An 18,360-nucleotide genomic window follows, 5' to 3' on the forward strand; every position below is an offset into this window, starting at 1 on the left:
CAGTAGGGCCAAGGCCGATATGGGGCTGGCCGAATGGCTCCGCAATCACCAAATGAAGCTTGATTGGGCCCATTTTCCCTGCCAAACGCTCCCGCCATGTCCGACATCGCCACCACAGCCGAATCGCCGGCCCGTTCTCCGCTTGCCGCAGAAGTGTCACGGCGGCGCACCTTTGCGATCATTTCGCACCCGGACGCCGGCAAGACCACGCTGACTGAAAAACTGCTGCTGTTCGGCGGCGCCATCAATCTCGCCGGCCAGGTCAAGGCCAAGGGCGAGCGGCGGAACACACGTTCGGACTGGATGAAGATCGAGCGCGAGCGCGGCATCTCCGTCGTGACCTCGGTCATGACCTTCGAGTTCGAGGGGCTCGTGTTCAACCTGCTGGACACGCCGGGCCACGAGGACTTTTCGGAAGACACTTATCGCACGCTGACCGCGGTCGACTCCGCCGTCATGGTGATCGACGCCGCCAAGGGCATCGAGGCGCGGACGCGCAAGCTGTTTGAGGTATGCCGCTTGCGCGACATTCCGATCATCACGTTCATCAATAAAATGGACCGCGAGAGCCGCGATGTGTTCGAGCTGCTCGACGAGATCGAGAAGACGCTGGCGCTCGACACCACACCGATGACCTGGCCGGTTGGCCGCGGCCGCGACTTCCTCGGCACTTATGACGTCATCAATGGCGGCGTCCGCCTGCTCGAAGGCGGCGGCGCCAAGACCGGTGCGGCGCAGCAGATCGAGATCGCCGAGCTGGCCAAGCTCAATGCCAATCTCGACGCCTCTGCCGTGAAGGACGAACTCGAACTCGTCACCGAGGCATCGAAGCCGTTCGAGCTCGATGCGTTCCGCGAGGGCCACCTGACGCCGGTCTATTTCGGCAGCGCGCTGCGCAATTTCGGCGTCGGCGATCTCCTGGAAGGCCTCGGCAAGTTCGCGCCTGAGCCGCGCGCGCAAGATAGCGACCAGCGCAAGGTCGAAGCGACCGACCCGCGCATGAGCGCCTTCGTGTTCAAGATCCAGGCGAACATGGATCCGAACCATCGCGACCGCATCGCGTTCGCGCGCCTCTGCTCCGGCAAGCTCAGTCGCGGCATGAAGGCCAAGCTGGTGCGCACCGGCAAGAGCATGCCGCTGTCGAGCCCGCAATTCTTCTTCGCCCAGGACCGCTCGGTCGCGGACGAGGCCTTTGCCGGCGACGTCGTCGGTATTCCCAATCACGGCACGCTGCGGATCGGCGATACGCTGACTGAGGGCGAGGATTTCAATTTCGTCGGCGTGCCGAGCTTCGCGCCCGAAATCGTCCGCCGCGTCCGTCTCACCGACGCGATGAAGGCGAAGAAGCTGAAGGAAGCACTGCAGCAGATGTCGGAAGAGGGCGTCGTGCAGGTGTTCCGTCCGCGCGACGGTGCGCCGGCTCTGGTTGGCGTGGTCGGCGCGCTGCAACTTGATGTGCTCAAGGCTCGGCTCGAGGCTGAATATTCGCTGCCGGTCGAGTTCGAGGTGAGCGAGTTCCAGCTCGCGCGCTGGGTCTCCTCGGAGGACCGCAAGAAGCTCGACACTTTCATCGCGGCAAACACATCCAGCATCGCCGACGACGTCGATGGCGATCCCGTGTATCTGGCACGGAACGAATTCTATCTCGGCTATACCAAGGAGCGGGCCGAAGGGATCGAGTTCACCAACGTCAAGGACGTCAAGAAGAAGGGGTAGGGCGCCGCATTCTCTTGCGCGCGAGCATGTGAACGTGCGCCGGCTTGACGCTTTCCAGAACCGTGCCACGTTTCACGAATGTGACATCGCAGGCTCAGAGCATGTGGCGCGGCATCCTCCTTTTTACGCTGTTGGCGATCTCAATCGTCGCCGCCGACGCGCAGCGTCGCCAGATCAATCCGATCCCGTTTGCGCACGAGCCGTGTAGTGTGCTCGACGGCCGGCCCTGTACGCCGTCCTATTGCAGTCCGCTCGAGCCCGGCCCCTGTATTCCCGAGATCGACTATCCCTATGGTGAGAACCTCCAGCTGACAATCGAAAGCGTCCCATCAGACGCCGATCGCGCCAAATACCAGAAGCCGGACCACGATCTCGATACGATCGGCGACCTCTTCGCCGAACTGCGCACTTGCTGGGCGCCGCCATCGGACAACGCACGGTCGGGAATGCAGATGTCGGTGCGATTCAGTTTCAACAGGGCGGGCGGTCTGATCGGCCCGCCGCGCCTCACATACGCGACCGCAGGCGTCCCGGCCGATACAAGGACGACCTATCTCAGCGCGATCAATTCTTCGCTGAACGCCTGCCTGCCATTGAAATTCACCGATGGCCTCGGCGGCGCGCTGGCCGGGCGCCCGATCGCGATCCGGTACGTCGATAATCGCGGACTTGGCAGATAGCGCATCGGTTGCGGCAGCCGCCCAATCGATGATACCTCAGAGGCAGGGGCGCTGCTTGAGGGGAGGATGTCGTGGGTCTGCTGGTCATGATCCTGGGGCTGGTGCTGTTTTTCGCCGCCCATGTTTTCACAACAAAGCGAGACGCGCGCGCGCAGGCGATCGCACGTCTGGGAGAGGGGACTTACAAGATCCTCTATTCGGTGGTCTCGCTCGCGGGACTGGCGCTGATCGTCTGGGGCTTTGGCCACTATCGCGCCGCCGGAATGATCTCCGTCTGGGAGCCGCCGGTTGCATTCAGGCACATCACGGTCGCGCTGATGCTTCCTGCCGTGATCCTGGTGGTCGCATCCTACTTGCGTGGCCGCATCTACGCGACGCTGAAGCATCCGATGCTTGCCGGCCTCAAGCTCTGGGCGGCGGCGCATCTGCTCGCCAATGGCGATCTCGGCTCCATTATCCTGTTTGGCTCGTTCCTCGGCTGGGGCGTGTATGACCGCATTTCGTTGAAGCATCGTACCGATAGCGGCGGTCCGCCGATTCCGGTGGGTGGCGTGACCAACGATCTCATCGCGATCGCGGTCGGTATCGCTGCCTATCTGGCGTTGGCATTTGCGTTCCATCCCGTCGTGATCGGTGTTCCCGTCATGGGCTAGCCGATCAGCTCAAGATGGCGCCCGCGTGCCCATGCGCGGAAGGTAACAAAAGCAACAACACGAGGACCCTCCGATGGACTGGTCGCAATCTCAGATTCCGCCGATGCGGCTCGAGGCGCGCTTTGGCGATCGTGTGGTGCCGGCGTTCATTGATCGGCCTTCCAGCTTGTGGGCAATGATCGCGCAGGCCGCTGCCCGCAACGGCAGCGGCGAAGCCCTCGTCTGCGGCGATACCAGGCTGAGCTGGCGGCAAACGGTGGAGCAGGTTGCCCGGATTGCCTCCGGGTTTCGAAAGCTCGGTCTGCAGCGTGGGGACCGCGTTGCGATCCTGCTCGGCAACCGCATCGAGTTTCCGCTGCTGTTGTTCGCTGCCGCGCACGAGGGGCTTGTCACGGTCCTGCTCAGCACGCGTCAGCAGAAGCCCGAGATCGCCTATGTCCTCGCCGATTGCGGCGCCAAGATCCTGATCCACGAGGCGGCGCTTGCCGACCGATTGCCTGGGGCGGCGGATAGCCCCGACGTGATCCATCGCATTGCGATCGACAATGATCCGGCTCTGTCGCGCTTCGACATGCTTGCCGGAAATGCCTCGGCTCCGGCACCGGTCGAGGTGAACGAAGAGGACACTGCGATGATCCTCTACACCTCAGGTACAACAGGCAAGCCGAAGGGCGCGATGCTGGCCCATAGCAACATCGTGCATTCCTCGATGGTGTTCGTGTCCTGCCTGCAATTGACTTCGGCCGACCGCTCGATTGCGGCGGTGCCGCTCGGCCACGTGACCGGCGTCGTCGCCAACATCACGACGATGGTCTGCTGCAGCGGCGCGCTGATCATCATGCCGGAGTTCAAGGCGGCCGATTACCTCAAGCTCGCGGCGCGCGAGCGCGTCACCTACACGGTGATGGTGCCGGCGATGTACAATCTCTGCCTGCTGCAGCCGGATTTCGACAGCTATGATCTTTCGAGCTGGCGGATCGGCGGCTTCGGCGGCGCGCCGATGCCGGTTGCCACCATCGAGAAGCTCAAGGCGACGATTCCGGGCCTCAAGCTTGCGAATTGCTACGGTGCGACCGAGACGACGTCGCCCTCCACGATCATGCCGGGCGAACTGACGGCGAGCCATATCGACAGTGTCGGCCTGTCGTGTCCGGGTGCGCGGATCATCGCAATGGGAACGGATGGGCGCGAGCTGCCGTCCGGCGAGATCGGCGAGCTCTGGATCCGGAGCGCCTCCGTCATCAAGGGCTACTGGAACAACCCGAAGGCGACGGCCGAGAGTTTCACCGCGGGCTTCTGGCATTCGGGCGACCTCGGCTCAGTCGACGCCGAAGGGTTCGTCCGCGTGTTCGACCGGCAGAAGGACATGATCAACCGCGGCGGGCTCAAGATCTATTCGGCCGAGGTCGAATCCGTACTGGCCGGACATCCCGCCGTGGTCGAGAGCGCGATCATCGCAAAGCCGTGCCCGGTACTTGGTGAGCGCGTCCATGCGGTCGTGGTCACGCGCGCTCAGGTCGGCAGCGACGATCTGCGGTCGTGGTGCGCCGAACGCCTGTCCGATTACAAGGTGCCGGAGACGATGGCGATCACCTCCGAGCCGCTGCCACGCAACGCCAACGGCAAGGTGCTGAAACGACAGCTGCGGGAGCTCTGGTAGGGACTCGGCGGGGCTCCGGCGTCTCCGGACTATCCCGGATCGCGCGTTAACGCCTTGATCGGCCTTGCTTTGCCTTGCCACCGCCATATCGATAGGGTATCGCCGCACGCCACGTGGGGATGGGCTTTAAGCGCGCGCGATCTGGCGTGCGCACCCGGCCGGGCATGGGATTGTCTTAAGTGTCTGAATTATTTGACGAAGTCGACGAGGAAGTACGTCGCGAACAGCTCAAAAAGCTGTGGGACAAGTATTCGCTCTACTTCGTCGCCCTGATGGTCCTGATCGTCGCGGCCGTCGGCGGCTGGCGCGGCTATCAGTACCTGGAGGCCAAGAAGGCCGCCGAGGCCGGCGGGACCTTCGAGAAGGCTGTCGAACTGTCGGAGCAGGGCAAGCATTCGGAGGCCGAGACGGCCTTTGCGGATCTCGCTGCCAAGGCCCCGTCGGGCTACCGCACATTGTCACGGCTCCGTGCCGCGGCCGAGGCGTCAGCCCGCGATCCCAAGGTTGCGGCAAAGATGTATGACGACATCGCCGCCGACCGAGGCGTCGGCAGCGAGTGGCAGGATTTGGCGAAGATCCGCGCGGCCAGCTTGATGGTGGACAGCGCGTCCTATGCTGACATGCAGCAGCGGCTGGAATCCTCTGCCGAGCCCAAATCGACCTTCCGCCACACCGCGCGCGAACTGCTGGCGCTGTCGGCCTGGCGCAACAACGACATAACTGCGGCTCGCAAATGGCTCGACGTGATCGCCGAGGATGGCGAAACGCCGCCCGGCCTGCGCTCGCGCGCAGAGGCGTTGCAGGCCTTGCTGCCGCCCGTCGCCAAAAGCTGAAGCTTGAGAGCTGACGGTTCCGAGAGCTGAGACGAGATATCGATATGCGCCGCACGCCACGTTTGATCGCAGCCGTCGTCCTGATCGCCTTCACAGGCCTTCTGGGCGGCTGCTCCAGCGGCGGATTCGATCCGAGCGATCTGCTCGACTTTCTCGACACCAAGAAGAAGCTGCCGGGCGACCGCAAGCCCGTCTTCCCCGAGGGCGTGCCGGGCCTCGAGCAGGGCGTGCCGAAGGACATGTACAAGGGCGCGCAGCAACAGCAGGACGCGCCCGCCGTAGCGGCGCTCCCGGTCGAGCCGCCACCGGCTGAGCCCGCAAAATCGTCGAAGTCCGCCAAGGGCAAGAAGGCCAAGCAGCCCGCCACCGCGGTCGCGCCAGCTGAAGCGCCGGCCGGCGAGGTCGACGGCGAGGCCCAGCCCGAGGCGGCACCGGCGCCGACCGCCCCGCCGCCCAAGCACAAGATCGTTCGCAAACGTACCACCGCGCCGCCGCCGGACCAGCAAACTGCACAGCAGCCGGCGCAACCGGCGCAGACCACCCAGCAACAGCAGACCCAGGGGGCCTTCCCGGCACCAATGCCCAGCGGCAGTTTCTCGCGCTGATATTTTTCACCGAATTGACAGGCGCAGCCTTCGCGGCGCACGAATGACCAATGTCCTTTACAATCGCCATCATCGGCCGGCCCAATGTCGGCAAGTCGACGCTGTTCAACCGCCTGGTTGGACAGAAGCTCGCGCTCGTCGATGACCTGCCGGGCGTCACCCGCGACCGCCGCGAAGGCGACGCCAGGCTCGGCGATCTCGAATTCACCATCATCGACACAGCCGGCCTAGACGAGGGCGCCAAGGGCTCGCTGACGGCGCGCATGCAGGAGCAGACCGAAGCCGCGATTGCGCAGGCTGACGCGCTGTTCTTCGTCATCGATGCCCGCATCGGCCTGACGCCAACCGATCGCGCCTTCGCCGATTTCGCCCGCAAGGCCAACAAGCCGGTCCTGCTCATCGCCAACAAGAGCGAGGGCAAGCATGGCGACGCCGGCGCGATGGAATCCTTTGCGCTTGGGCTCGGCGATCCCATCCAGATCTCGGCCGAGCACGGCGAGGGCATGGGCGAGCTCTACGACGCGCTTGCCAAGCTGATGCCCGAGCCCGTCGAGGAAGATGAGGCCGATGACGACGAGCCGCTCTCCGAGGAAGAGGCCGCGACGCGCCCGATCCGGGTGGCGATCGTCGGCCGGCCCAATGCCGGCAAGTCGACGCTGATCAATCATTTGCTCGGTGAGGAACGCCTGCTGACGAGCCCGGAGGCCGGGACCACGCGCGATTCCATCGCGGTCGAGATCAACTGGAAGGGCCGCGAGTTTCGCGTGTTCGACACGGCCGGTTTACGGCGTCGCTCGCGCATCGAGGAAAAACTCGAAAAACTCTCGGTCGCGGACGCGCTGCGCGCAGTGCGCTTTGCCGAAGTCGTCGTGATGATGATGGATTCGCAGAACCGCTTCGAGGAGCAGGATCTGCGCATCACCGACCTGATCGAGCGCGAGGGCCGCGCGGTCGTGCTCGCCGTCAACAAATGGGACCTGATGGAGACCAAGGGCGGCGGCGCGATCTCGGGTCTGCGCCGCGATGCCGATCATTGGCTGCCGCAGCTCAAGGGCGTGCCGATCGTTGCCGTCTCCGGCCTGACGGGCGAGGGCATCGATCGCCTGATGCAGGCGATCCAGGATGCCTACGCGCTCTGGAACAGGCGCGTGCCGACCTCGGCGCTGAATCGCTGGTTCGAGCAGGCAGTCCAGGCCAATCCGCCGCCGGCCGTCTCCGGCCGCCGCCTGAAGCTCAACTACATCACCCAGACCAAGGCGCGCCCGCCAAGCTTCGTCCTGTTCTGCTCGCGTGCGGACGCGATCCCGCAATCTTACTTGCGCTACCTCGTCAACTCGATGCGAGAGGCTTTCGACCTGCCGGGCACGCCGGTGCGCATCACCCTGCGTGAGAAGGCCAATCCGTTCGCCCACAAGCGCAAGCGACCGTCGTGAGCGGCGAGGCCGGCGGCGATAGCGCAAGGCGCTGCGCCAATCCGGCGCGGAGCGGTCGCGATTGCGGCTCAGACGCTCGCTGATCGTCGTCATTCCGGGCTGGTGCGCTAGCACCAGACCCGGAATCCCGAGATCCTCGGGGGCGCAATTGCGCACCATGGTTTGATGCTCCGCATCGCCCCGGGATGACCGCTATGCGGTCACTTCTTCACCAGCGGACACTCGCTGTCCTTGAGGGGCTTGGCAGCGTCTTCCGCCGAGATGGTCGAGACCAGCTTGTAATAATCCCACGGGGCCTTCGATTCCTCCGGCTTCTTCACCTCGAACAGATAGGCCGGGATGATGCGGCGGCCGTCCTCGCGGAGCGGGCCCTTGCCGAACAGCGGATCGTCGGTCGGGATTTCCTTCATCTTGGCGACGACCTTGGCACCGTCATGCGGATTACCGCCAAGGGCCTCGAGCGCCTTAAGATAGTGGATTACGCCGGCATAGTTGCCGGCCTGGGTCATGGACGGCATCGCGTGATTGCTCACCTTCTCCTGGAAGCGCTTGGACCAGGCACGGGTGCTGTCGTTCAGATCCCAGTAGAAGGATTCGGTGAAGGTCAGGCCATGCGCGGTCTTGAGGCCGAGCGAATGGACGTCGTTGATGAAGAGCAGCAGCGCAGCGAGCTTCTGGCCGCCTTCGACGATGCCGAACTCGGCTGCCTGCTTGATCGAGTTGGTGGTGTCGCCGCCGGCATTGGCAAGCCCGACGATCTTCGCCTTGGAGTTTTGCGCCTGGAGCAGGAAAGATGAAAAGTCGGAGGTGTTGAGCGGGTGCTTGACGCCGCCGAGCACCTTGCCGCCATTTGCGGTGACAACGGCGGTCGTGTCACGCTCGAGCGCGGCGCCGAAGGCGTAGTCCGCGGTCAGGAAGAACCAGGTGTCTCCGCCGGCCTTGGTCAGCGCCTTGCCGGTTCCGGTGGCGAGCATGTAGGTGTCGTAAGTGTAGGAGATGGTGTTGGCGTTACAGGCCTTGCCGGTCAGGTCGGCGCTGGCGCCGCCATTGTTGAGCAGGACCACGTTCTTTTCCTTGGCGACGTTGCTGACCGCAAGCGCCACGCCCGAGTTCGGCGTGTCGGTGATCATGTCGACCTTCTGGGTGTCGATCCACTGCCGCGCGATGTTGACGCCGACATCAGGCTTGTTCTGATGGTCGCCGCTGACGACCTCGATTTTCCAGCCCTTTGCCAGCAGGCCCGAATCCTCGACCGCCATCTTGACAGCCGCCACGGAGCCGGGGCCGCCGATGTCGGCGTAGAGGCTGGACATGTCGTTGAGCACGCCGATTGTGACAGTCTTGTCCTGGGCGTTGGCTGATGATGCAAAACCGAAAGCGGCGGCACAGGCAAGAAAGGCCGCGGAGCGGCGCGCGAACGTCGTCGTCATAAAAGGTTTCCTCCATTGTCAAATATGCGGGTGGCTCTCTTACGGAGCCTTGGTTCCGGCGGATTCCGTAGCCTGTCCTACAGCCGGCGGCAATGCGCCTAAAGCCGGATGACGCTGAGTCGTAGCGTCATCCGACGGTTAACCTTTGAGCAAATGCGTTGAGACGCTATTTCAGCGCGTCCTATGCCGGCGCGCGGAAGCTCATCAGGCTGCGCGTCTTGTAATCGTAGAACTTGCCGGTCTCGGTCCAGTCGGGGGCGCAAAGCGGCACGATAAATTCGGCGACCTGCTCGGGCGTGTCGAGCGTCGCCGGATCCTCGCCGGGCATTAAGGTCGCGCGCATGCGGGTGCGGACCGGGCCGGGGCTGAACAGATTGACGCGGATGGCCGTGTTCGCGGTCTCCTGCGCCCAAGCGCGCGCCAGCGTCTCCAGCGCGGCCTTGGAGGCGGCGTAGGGGCTGACATAGGCGGTCGCCTTGGTGGCGGCGCCTGCGGTGACGAACACGGCGCGGCCGGCGTCGGACTGCCTCAGCAGCGGCTCCATGCAGCGGATCAGCTGGAAGTTCGCGGAGACGTTGACGGCCATGACGTCGTTGAATGTCTTGAGCTCGATATGGCCGACCGGCGAGGAGGGGCCGAGCACGCCGGCATTGCCGACGAGGATGTCGAGCTTGCCGTAGCGCTCGTGCAGGCCTGCGCCGAGCCGCGCGATCCCGTCGGAATCGGTGAGGTTGAGCGGGACCAGCGTGGCGCTGCCGCCAATTTTGCGGATCTCGTCGTCGAGCTCCTCGAGCCCGCCTTGCGTGCGCGCGGTGGCAACGATATGCGCGCCGGCCTTCGCCAGCGCGAGGGCGGTAGCAAAACCAATGCCGCGCGAGGCGCCGGTGACGAGAGCGATGCGGTTGGCGAGGGGTTTTGTCATGTCCGTGTATCCACGTCTTCGCGGCGGTTTTACAGACATGCGTAACCGGGACAAGCCCGGCATGACACAATTATTGTCTCACCTTTAGTTGTCGCGAGTCAGTTGCTTAATATCGTTGTTCGTTCCGTTTTCCGACCTGCTGGGTGTTACCTTCATACCCTGCCTGAAGGCGAAGACAATGAAGCCGACCAAAAGCACTCCGCAGAGAATAGCGATGATCGTCTGCATCGGCGCGCCCTCGCGTCAGCTCGCCTCCGCCAGCAGCGACAGCTGCCGCGGTTGCGGCTCGGTCTGGGTCTGGTCGGTGAGGTGGGTCGGATAGACGCCGGTGAAGCAGTGATCCGCAAACTTCGGATTGGCGGGGTCACGGCCGGGCTCGCCCATCGCGCGGTACATGCCGTCGATCGACAGGAAGGCGAGCGAGTCGGCGCCGATGAGGTCGCGCATCTCCTCCAGCGAATGCGTCGCGGCCAGGAGGCCGCCGCGGTCGGGCAGGTCGATGCCGTAATAGTCGGGATAGAGAATTGGCGGCGAGGCGAGGCGGAAGTGCACCTCCTTGGCGCCGGCATCGCGCATCATGCGCACGATCTTCTTCGAGGTGGTGCCGCGCACCAGGGAGTCGTCGATCAGGATGATGCGCTTGCCCTCGATCGCGGCGCGGTTGGCCGAATGCTTCATGCGCACGCCGGATTCGCGGATCGCCTGCGTCGGCTGGATGAAAGTGCGGCCGACATAGTGGTTGCGGATGATGCCGAGCTCGAACGGCACGCCGGAATGCTGGCTGTAGCCGATCGCGGCAGGCACACCGGAATCCGGCACCGGCACGACGACGTCGACCGGCACGTGGCTCTCGCGCGCGAGTTGCGCGCCGAACGACTTGCGGACTTCGTAGACCGAGCGTCCGTGGACGATGGAATCCGGTCGAGAGAAATAGATGTACTCGAAGATGCAGGGGCGCGGCGCCATCGGCGGGAACGGCTTGTGGATGTCCTGGCCGTTCTCGTCGAACACGATGACTTCGCCGGGCTCGATGTCGCGCACGAAGCGCGCGCCGATGATGTCGAGCGCGCAGGTCTCCGAGGTCAGGATCGGGCAGCCGTCGAGCTCGCCCAGTACCAGCGGGCGGATGCCGCGCGGATCGCGCGCGCCGACCAGCTTCTTGTTGGTGAGCGAGACCAGCGCATAGGCGCCTTCGATCTCGCGCAGCGCGTCGATATAGCGCTCGATGAAACGGCTACGCCTGGAGCGCGCGACGAGGTGCAGGATCACCTCGGTGTCGGACGTCGACTGCATCATGGCGCCGCTCTTGACGAGCTCGCGGCGCAGCGTCAGTCCGTTGGAGAGGTTGCCGTTGTGGGCGACCGCGAGGCCGCCGGCATTGAGCTCGGCAAACAGCGGCTGCACGTTGCGCAGGATGGTGGCACCGGTCGTGGCGTAGCGCACGTGGCCGACCGCCATGGTGCCGGGCAGGCGATCGATCACCTCGCGGCGGGAGAAGGTGTCGCCGACGAGGCCGAGGCGGCGTTCCGAATGAAAGCGGCCGCCGTCGTAGGAGACGATGCCGGCGGCTTCCTGGCCGCGGTGCTGAAGGGCGTGGAGGCCGAGGGCGGTGATGGCCGCCGCGTCAGGATGTCCGTAGATGCCGAAGACGCCGCACTCCTCGCGCACCGTATCTCCGTCCAGGTCGTCCTGAAGCTCAAGCGCGGCGGAGCCGGGATCGAGATCGGTATGGGCGTCCTGGTCAGGGTGTCGCATCTCGTCCGCGCCTCTCGTTAGGGCTAAATCAACGCGCCGCAGGTTTCTCGATCAGCTTCTTCAGGCTGTCACGAGCCGGTTTGCTGTAGCCGTCGCCAGTGCCCGAAGGCTGCTGGTCGGTATCAGCTTGATCATCATCTGGTTTGTTTTTCTTGAATCTCTTCAAGATGGTGTTCTCGGGGTCGTCAGGCAAGAGGGACATCAGCCAATCCCCGGTTCCCTGGAGCACCACGCGCGACTTGGCCCCCGAGACCCAGTCCGGGCGTTGCTTGTCCGGCACCAGCCAGGTGAAGAACAGGAAGGCGACCACGACGATCAAAAGCCCGCGAGCGAGGCCAAACAGGAAGCCCAGAGTGCGGTCCAGCGCGCCAATGCGCGAATCCAGGATCATGTCGGAGATCCGGACCGTGATCACGGAGACCACGACCAGGGTACCGATGAACACACCGGCAACCACGACCACGCTCGCGATCGTGTCGTTGTTGAAATAGGTCTTCGCGGTCGGCAGCAGCTTGGAGAACGAGTACAGGGTCACGATCGCCGCGGTGCCCCAGGCAGCGATCGAGAGGATTTCGCGCATGAAGCCGCGGACCATGGCGAGCAGGCCCGAGATCAGCATCACACCGAGCAGGATCAGGTCGAGGAGTGTAACTGGCATCGGCTGGTCTGGTCCGCTCGTACGCTCAAAGGGTGCTCAGCGAATCGGTGTTTGGCCGCCGCCCTAACTGAAGGCCAGACGACGTTCCCGGCAAGGCCGCAACCACGCAATCCCATGCTGCTTTTGTGACGGCTGTATAGCGGCGGGGGCGCTTGGCGTCACCTCCAGCTAACCCTCTCCACGGCGGAATCTTGCCGGTGTGGCATTTTTCTCCGCCGGTGGGGGTGAGTCGCCGCGGCGGGAGCCCTTGGCGGCGATCTCCGCGACCAGGGTTGTGAGGCTGTTGACCGCGTTCAGGGTCAGTCCGGCATCACCGCTCGCCTCGCCGCCGCGGGCCGATTCGGGCAGCACCGCGCGCTTGAACCCCAGCTTGGCCGCTTCCTTGAGCCTCGCAGGGGTCTGCGCCACCGGGCGGATGACGCCAGAGAGCGAGATCTCGCCGAAATAAACGGCATCGGTGGGTAACTGCGCATTAACCAGCGACGACACCAGCGCGGCGGCCGCGGCCATATCGGCCGCCGGCTCGTGGATGCGCAGGCCACCGGCGACGTTCAGATAGACGTCGTGGCCGGACAGCTTGACGCCGCAATGGGCCTCCAGCACCGCCAGCACCATCGAGAGCCGGCTCTGGTCCCAGCCGACCACCGCCCGGCGCGGGGTGCCGAGCGAGGTCGGCGCCACCAGCGCCTGCAATTCGACCAGGACGGGCCGCGTGCCCTCGATGCCCGCAAAGACTGCGGTGCCGGGCGTGCCGAGATCGCGCTCGGAGAGAAACAGCTCCGACGGGTTGGTGACTTCGCGCAGGCCAAGACCCGTCATCTCGAACACGCCGATCTCGTCGGTCGGACCGAAGCGGTTCTTGACCGCGCGCAGGATGCGGAATTGCTGCGAGCCTTCGCCCTCGAACGACATTACGGCATCGACCATGTGCTCGACCACGCGGGGGCCGGCGATCTGGCCGTCCTTGGTGACGTGACCAACCAGGATGATGGCGGCGCCCGTCTTCTTGGCGAAACGAATGAGCGCCTGCGCCGAGGCGCGCACCTGCGTCACCGTGCCGGGCGCTGATTCCACCGTGTCGGTCCACATCGTCTGGATCGAGTCGATCACGATCAGCCGGGGCACGGCGCCTTCGGACAACGTCGAGACGATATCCTCGACCGAGGTCTCCGCCGCGAGCTGGACCGGCGCATCCGACAATCCGAGCCGCTCGGCACGCAGCCGCACCTGGGCGATGGCCTCTTCGCCCGAGATATAGACGATGCGGTGCCCGGCGCGCGCCATCAGGCTGGTTGCCTGCGTCAGCAGCGTCGATTTGCCGATGCCGGGATCGCCGCCGACCAGCAACACCGAGCCGCGGACGAAGCCGCCGCCGGTGACGCGGTCGAGCTCGGTCATCCCGGAAGACATCCGCGGCGCCTCCGGGCTTTTGCCCGCAAGGCTCTCCAGCGCAAACGTCCGCCCCTTGCGCTTGGAGCGGATCGAGACCGGCACGCTGCCACTGCTGTCTTCCTCGGCGAGCGTATTCCACTCGCCGCAGGACTCGCACTTGCCCTGCCAGCGGTTATAGGCCGCGCCGCAGTTCTGGCAGACGAAGGAAAGCGTGTTCTTGGCCATGGGTATGGTGAGTCGGAGGTTACAAATGCGCTGATAGCACGGAATGGTGGGCTGCGCGGGCGGCCGTGAGCGCTTCCATGAGCCCAATCCCCCGCAGCCGATACACCCTTTGTTAGCTCTACGCCGCCGCTCCACACCGGACTTTGCCAAATGTTAGCGGACGCGGGTCCAGTTTCGGCACCAGGACGGGGTGGCGAAAACGAATGACTGTTATCTTGCGCATATGGCTCGTTGTGGGCATCGCCTGCGGCATGGTTGCGCCGGCCGGCTGCGCCGTTGCGGCCGATGCAAAGCCGCTCAACATCGTCTTCGTGAACCCCGGCAAGACCGGCGAGGTCTATTGGGACATGGTCGCGCAGACCATGCAGGCCGCCGGCCGCAGGCTCAATGCCAACGTCGAGGTGCTCACCAGCGAACGCAATTACCGCACCATGCAGGAGCTCGGCCTCGGCGCGGTCGCACGTGCCGACAAGCCCGACTTTCTCATTCTCTCGAACGAGGAGTCCGCCGCCGTTCCGGTTCTGGAGGCGGCCGAGGCGGCGGGGATCAAAACGCTTCTGCTGTCCAACTCGTTGATCGGCGAAGACGCAAGGCGCCTTGGTCCGGCGCGAGCCAAGCTCAAGAACTGGCTCGGTGACATCACGGCCGATCTGACGACGGCCGGCGCTCGGATGGCAAATGCGCTGATCGGCGCGGCGCGCAACGAAAAATGGCAGAGCCCCGACGGCAAGATCCATCTGCTCGGGATCGGTGGCGACGAGATTACGCCGGCCTCGATCGCCCGCAATGCCGGCCTTCAGCTGGCGGTCGCGGCCGCGCCTGATGTCGTGGTGGACCGGATGCTGTTCGCGAACTGGACCCAGTCGGAAGCGGAGCAGGTCGCGGCCAATTATCTCGGCTGGGCGCAGCGCAAGGGCATCCGCCCCGCAGGGATCTGGGCTGGCAACGATCCGATGGCGCTGGGCGCTCTCAAGGCTGTCGAGGCGGCGGGCATTGCACCGGGCGAGGATATCCAGGTGGTCGGCCTCAACTGGTCGGAGAGCGCACTGCGCGAAATCAAGGCCGGTCGTCTGCTGCTGACGGATGGCGGTCACTTCCTGCTTGGCGGCTGGTCGATCGTGCTGTTGCGCGACTATACCGACGGCTGCGACTTCGCCGCCAACTCGCCGCATGTCGAGGTCAAGACGTCGGCGATCACGCGTGACAATCTCGGCTCCGTCGCCGCGCTGATCAAGGCCCGGGACTTCGACCGGATCGATTTTGCGCGGTTCAGGGCAAAGCCGGACCATTGCGGTCAATACGACTTCTCGGTGGACGCGCTGATCTCCTCCCTGTCGCCCCCGAGCGGCGCCGGTGAATGATGCAGGGCGGCGCTGACAAGATGAACGGTCCGACGAATTCAGCCTCATCGGGCTCGGTCGTCCGTGCGATGATCTGGGCGACCGTGCCCGTGCTGCTGCTGGTGCAGCTGCTTGCCTCGGCCGGCGTCGAGGTCTCGAGCTTCTGGTCGCAGATCAAGCAACTCGATGCCCGCATGACCCATGTCGCCGAGAGTCGGGCGGAGTTGATCGCCGAGCCGCTCTGGAAGATGCGCTACGACCAGGTCACGGGCGTGCTCAACGAGATCATGCACGATGAGACCATCGCGGCTGCCGCCGTCTATGACGATACCGGCACAGCGATCGCCAGCGTGGTGGCACGGCCGACCGTGCAGGCTCTCGCTGAAGTCTCGCGTCCGATCGGCTATAGCAACGGCAACATCTCCGTTCAGGCCGGCCGAATCGCGATCGCCTATTCCTATGCGACGCTCTATGCGGACACCGGCAGCAGGCTCGCCCTGCTTCTGGTGGTCGGCCTGCTCGGGACGGTTGCGACCGTCATCGCGATGCGGATCTCGGCCAACACCTTCATCGGCAAGCCGCTGGCCGCAATGATGTCGGCGATCCAGCGCAGCAAGCAGGACGGCCGCGCCTATCCGGCCGACGTCACATCGTCGAACGAGTTCGGCCAGCTCGCGCAGGCCTTCAACGCGATGCAGCACACGACGTCGGGTGCGCTCGACCGGCTCGGCCACATGGCCTCGCACGATCCGCTGACGGGGCTGCCCAACCGCCGCTCGCTGTCCGAACGTCTGGTGACGTTGAGCTGCGATGTGGGCTCGCCGGACGCGCTAATTGCGTTCAGCTTCATCGATCTCGACGATTTCAAGGGCATCAACGACACCTTCGGTCACGATGCCGGCGACAAGTTCCTGGTTCATATCTCCGAGCGACTGCGTGCCACGGTCGAGCCGGAGGATTGGGTCGCGCGGCTCGGCGGTGACGAATTCGTGGTCATTCGTCCTGAGGTCGGCAATGAAGCGGCCGCACAGGCTTTCGCCCGGCAATTGCTCGAGGCCATTTCCGCGCCGATCCTGCTGCATGACAAGCAAGTCGTGCCGCGTGCCAGCATCGGCCTTGCGGTGCGTCGAGCCGACGATCCTGAATTGTCCCACTTGCCGGCGCTGGCCGACATCGCACTCTACCACGCCAAGAGCAAGGCGCCGGGCACCGTCGCGGTGCTGAACGAAGCGCTGCAGCGCGACTATCGCCGCCGCTGGGATCTGGAGCTTGCGATCCCGACAGGCTTCTCCGAGGGCCAGTTCGAAGTCTGGTATCAGAGCCAGGTCGATCTCGTGACCCAGGACGTCATCGGGCTCGAGGCGCTCATTCGCTGGCGTCATCCCGAGCACGGCGTGATCGGTCCGGGCGAATTCCTGCCGCTGATCGAACGCAGCGGCAACAATGCGCGGCTGACGCGCTACGTGTTGACCGATGCCTGCCGCGCGCTGCAGCAGCTCGCCGCGTCCGGCAGGTCGCAGATCAGGATCGCGATCAATCTGCCGCCGTCGGAGCTTGCCGATCATTCGCTCGCTGCCGAGCTGCGCGAGACGTGCGAGCGGTTCGGTGTGGCGGCCTCGTCGCTCGAGCTCGAGATCACGGAAGGCTCGCTGATCAACAATATCGCCAGTGCTTCCGACACGCTGCGGCGGTTGCGACGCCTCGGCGCCACGATCGCGCTCGACGATTTCGGCACGGGCTATAGCTCGCTCGCTCATCTCAGGCGCTTTCCGCTCGACAAGGTCAAGATCGACAAGGCGTTCATCCGCGAGATCCCTGACAGTGCCGAGGACAAGGCGATCGTCGGCGTCATCGCCTCGCTGGCGGGCACGCTTGGGCTTACCCTGGTCGCCGAAGGCATCGAACGGGCCGAGCAGGCGCAGGCCATGCGCGAGATGGGCGTGAGGCTCGGCCAGGGTTTTCTGTATCACAGGCCGCAGCCGCTCGACGCCGTGCTGCGTGGACTTGCCGAAGCCGGCAACGGCGACGACCGCGTGCTCGCCGACAGCCCGTCAATCGCGCCCGAATTCGCCGCCTGAAACGCTTTGGATTGTTGTTTGAGCATGATCTGTTCAGAAAGCCGCTGAACACGTTTCTGGATCATGCTCTAGGGCTGCGTTGCGTTCCAGAGCATCGAGAGCCCGGCCGCGATCATGATCGCATCCATCACCATGCGGAACATCTCCGGCTTCAGGTGCAGCACGAAACGTTTGGCAACGAATGCGCCTGACATCAGCGAGGAGCCCGCGACCAGGCCCTTGATGAAGACCTCCTGTGTCAGCGCGCCGAAGCGCTCGAACGTCACTGATTTTGCGAAATAGAGGCCAAGTGAGGCGGCCGCCTCGGTCGCCAGGAAGGCGCCCTTGGAGAGGCCGTAGAACAGAAACAGCGGCACGCTGAGCGGACCGGTCGAGACCACGATGCCGGTGAGATAGCCGATCACCGCGCCGCCGATCGCCATGTGCCAGAGATTGGCCTTGAGGTCGTGCCGCGCCAGCCAGTGCCGCACCGGCACCATCGCGATCAGGAAGATGCCGATGGCGAGATCGACGGCGTGCGAGGGCAGGGCGAGCAGCGTCCGTGCGCCCAGCACCGCAGCCGGAATGCCCGTCGCCGAGTAGGCGAGGCAGGCCCGCCAGTCGACCTCGCGCCACCACGCCACAATCCGCGAAAAATTCGCCATCACGGACGCGACCGCCATGATCGGCACGGCCTCTTTCGGTCCGTAGGCATAGACCAGCACCGGCATCAGCATGATCGACGAGCCCGTGCCGACGATGCCGGAAATCGTGCCGGCGATCAGGCCGACGCTGAGGACGAAGAGAAAGGCCAAGGGCAGGGCTCCGGGAATTGGACCAGTGTAGCCGGATTCGCCGCCCTCGTGTCCCGGACGCGCTGCAGCGTTCTTACGCTGCTGCGCAGAGCCGGCAACTGTTATGTCGATGGGGCGATCATATAAGGTTTTCGGTCGCGCATCATTGCGTTGAGCACGGTTAGAAGCTTCCTGGCGACGGCAATG

General features: G+C 64.7%; 15 protein-coding genes. 9 read left to right on the plus strand and 6 right to left on the minus strand.

Going from position 1 to position 18,360, the window contains the following annotated elements; translation table 11 throughout:
• Positions 1 to 96 precede the first annotated feature (96 nt).
• From M2427_RS13355 to der, 7 genes are all read left to right on the plus strand, one after another.
• Positions 97 to 1,716 (plus strand): peptide chain release factor 3, encoded by a 1,620-nt coding sequence (locus tag M2427_RS13355; RefSeq protein WP_280706771.1) that lies wholly within the window; start codon positions 97 to 99, stop codon positions 1,714 to 1,716.
• A 101-nt stretch (positions 1,717 to 1,817) separates the two neighbouring features.
• The gene (locus tag M2427_RS13360) at positions 1,818 to 2,396 is read left to right on the plus strand and encodes a hypothetical protein (RefSeq protein WP_280706772.1); all 579 of its coding nucleotides are present in this window, start codon (positions 1,818 to 1,820) and stop codon (positions 2,394 to 2,396) included.
• 71 nt (positions 2,397 to 2,467) lie between these two features.
• Positions 2,468 to 3,049 (plus strand): NnrU family protein, encoded by a 582-nt coding sequence (locus M2427_RS13365; protein WP_280706773.1) that lies wholly within the window; start codon positions 2,468 to 2,470, stop codon positions 3,047 to 3,049.
• Between the two features lie 73 nt (positions 3,050 to 3,122).
• Entirely contained in the window at positions 3,123 to 4,709 is a 1,587-nt protein-coding gene (locus M2427_RS13370) for a class I adenylate-forming enzyme family protein (protein ID WP_280706774.1), read from the plus strand.
• A gap of 179 nt (positions 4,710 to 4,888) precedes the next feature.
• Complete coding sequence (locus M2427_RS13375; protein WP_280706775.1) at positions 4,889 to 5,542, plus strand: tetratricopeptide repeat protein; 654 nt, start codon at positions 4,889 to 4,891, stop codon at positions 5,540 to 5,542.
• A 44-nt stretch (positions 5,543 to 5,586) separates the two neighbouring features.
• Positions 5,587 to 6,147 carry a hypothetical protein gene (locus tag M2427_RS13380; RefSeq protein ID WP_280706776.1) on the plus strand — a complete coding sequence of 187 codons (561 nt, stop codon included), beginning with the start codon at positions 5,587 to 5,589 and terminating at the stop codon, positions 6,145 to 6,147.
• Positions 6,148 to 6,197: 50 nt separating this feature from the next.
• Positions 6,198 to 7,580 (plus strand): ribosome biogenesis GTPase Der, encoded by a 1,383-nt coding sequence (gene der, locus M2427_RS13385; protein WP_280706778.1) that lies wholly within the window; start codon positions 6,198 to 6,200, stop codon positions 7,578 to 7,580.
• Between the two features lie 200 nt (positions 7,581 to 7,780).
• On the opposite strand, the gene M2427_RS13390 is transcribed toward der, so the two are convergent.
• From M2427_RS13390 to radA, 5 genes are all read right to left on the minus strand, one after another.
• Positions 7,781 to 9,010, minus strand: coding sequence for an ABC transporter substrate-binding protein (locus tag M2427_RS13390; protein WP_280706779.1), 1,230 nt, complete (start codon positions 9,008 to 9,010; stop codon positions 7,781 to 7,783).
• A 181-nt stretch (positions 9,011 to 9,191) separates the two neighbouring features.
• Positions 9,192 to 9,932, minus strand: coding sequence for an SDR family NAD(P)-dependent oxidoreductase (locus tag M2427_RS13395; protein ID WP_280706781.1), 741 nt, complete (start codon positions 9,930 to 9,932; stop codon positions 9,192 to 9,194).
• 243 nt (positions 9,933 to 10,175) lie between these two features.
• Positions 10,176 to 11,687, minus strand: a complete 1,512-nt coding sequence (gene purF / locus M2427_RS13400; RefSeq protein WP_280706782.1) for an amidophosphoribosyltransferase — start codon at positions 11,685 to 11,687, stop codon at positions 10,176 to 10,178.
• Between the two features lie 28 nt (positions 11,688 to 11,715).
• Complete coding sequence (locus tag M2427_RS13405; protein WP_280706784.1) at positions 11,716 to 12,345, minus strand: CvpA family protein; 630 nt, start codon at positions 12,343 to 12,345, stop codon at positions 11,716 to 11,718.
• A 168-nt stretch (positions 12,346 to 12,513) separates the two neighbouring features.
• Complete coding sequence (radA, locus tag M2427_RS13410; protein WP_280706785.1) at positions 12,514 to 13,962, minus strand: DNA repair protein RadA; 1,449 nt, start codon at positions 13,960 to 13,962, stop codon at positions 12,514 to 12,516.
• A gap of 203 nt (positions 13,963 to 14,165) precedes the next feature.
• Here radA and M2427_RS13415 point away from each other — a divergent pair, with 203 nt between their 5' ends.
• Positions 14,166 to 15,323: an ABC transporter substrate-binding protein gene (locus M2427_RS13415; RefSeq protein ID WP_280706786.1), complete on the plus strand. Its 1,158-nt coding sequence runs from the start codon at positions 14,166 to 14,168 to the stop codon at positions 15,321 to 15,323.
• 20 nt (positions 15,324 to 15,343) lie between these two features.
• Entirely contained in the window at positions 15,344 to 17,380 is a 2,037-nt protein-coding gene (locus tag M2427_RS13420) for an EAL domain-containing protein (protein ID WP_280706788.1), read from the plus strand.
• A 68-nt stretch (positions 17,381 to 17,448) separates the two neighbouring features.
• Here M2427_RS13420 and M2427_RS13425 read toward each other — a convergent pair whose 3' ends face one another.
• Positions 17,449 to 18,174 carry a sulfite exporter TauE/SafE family protein gene (locus M2427_RS13425; protein ID WP_280706790.1) on the minus strand — a complete coding sequence of 242 codons (726 nt, stop codon included), beginning with the start codon at positions 18,172 to 18,174 and terminating at the stop codon, positions 17,449 to 17,451.
• Between the last annotated feature and the right edge of the window lie 186 nt (positions 18,175 to 18,360).

Origin of the sequence: Bradyrhizobium sp. BR13661 (genome assembly GCF_029892425.1) — a bacterium.
In the GTDB taxonomy this organism is placed as follows: domain Bacteria; phylum Pseudomonadota; class Alphaproteobacteria; order Rhizobiales; family Xanthobacteraceae; genus Bradyrhizobium.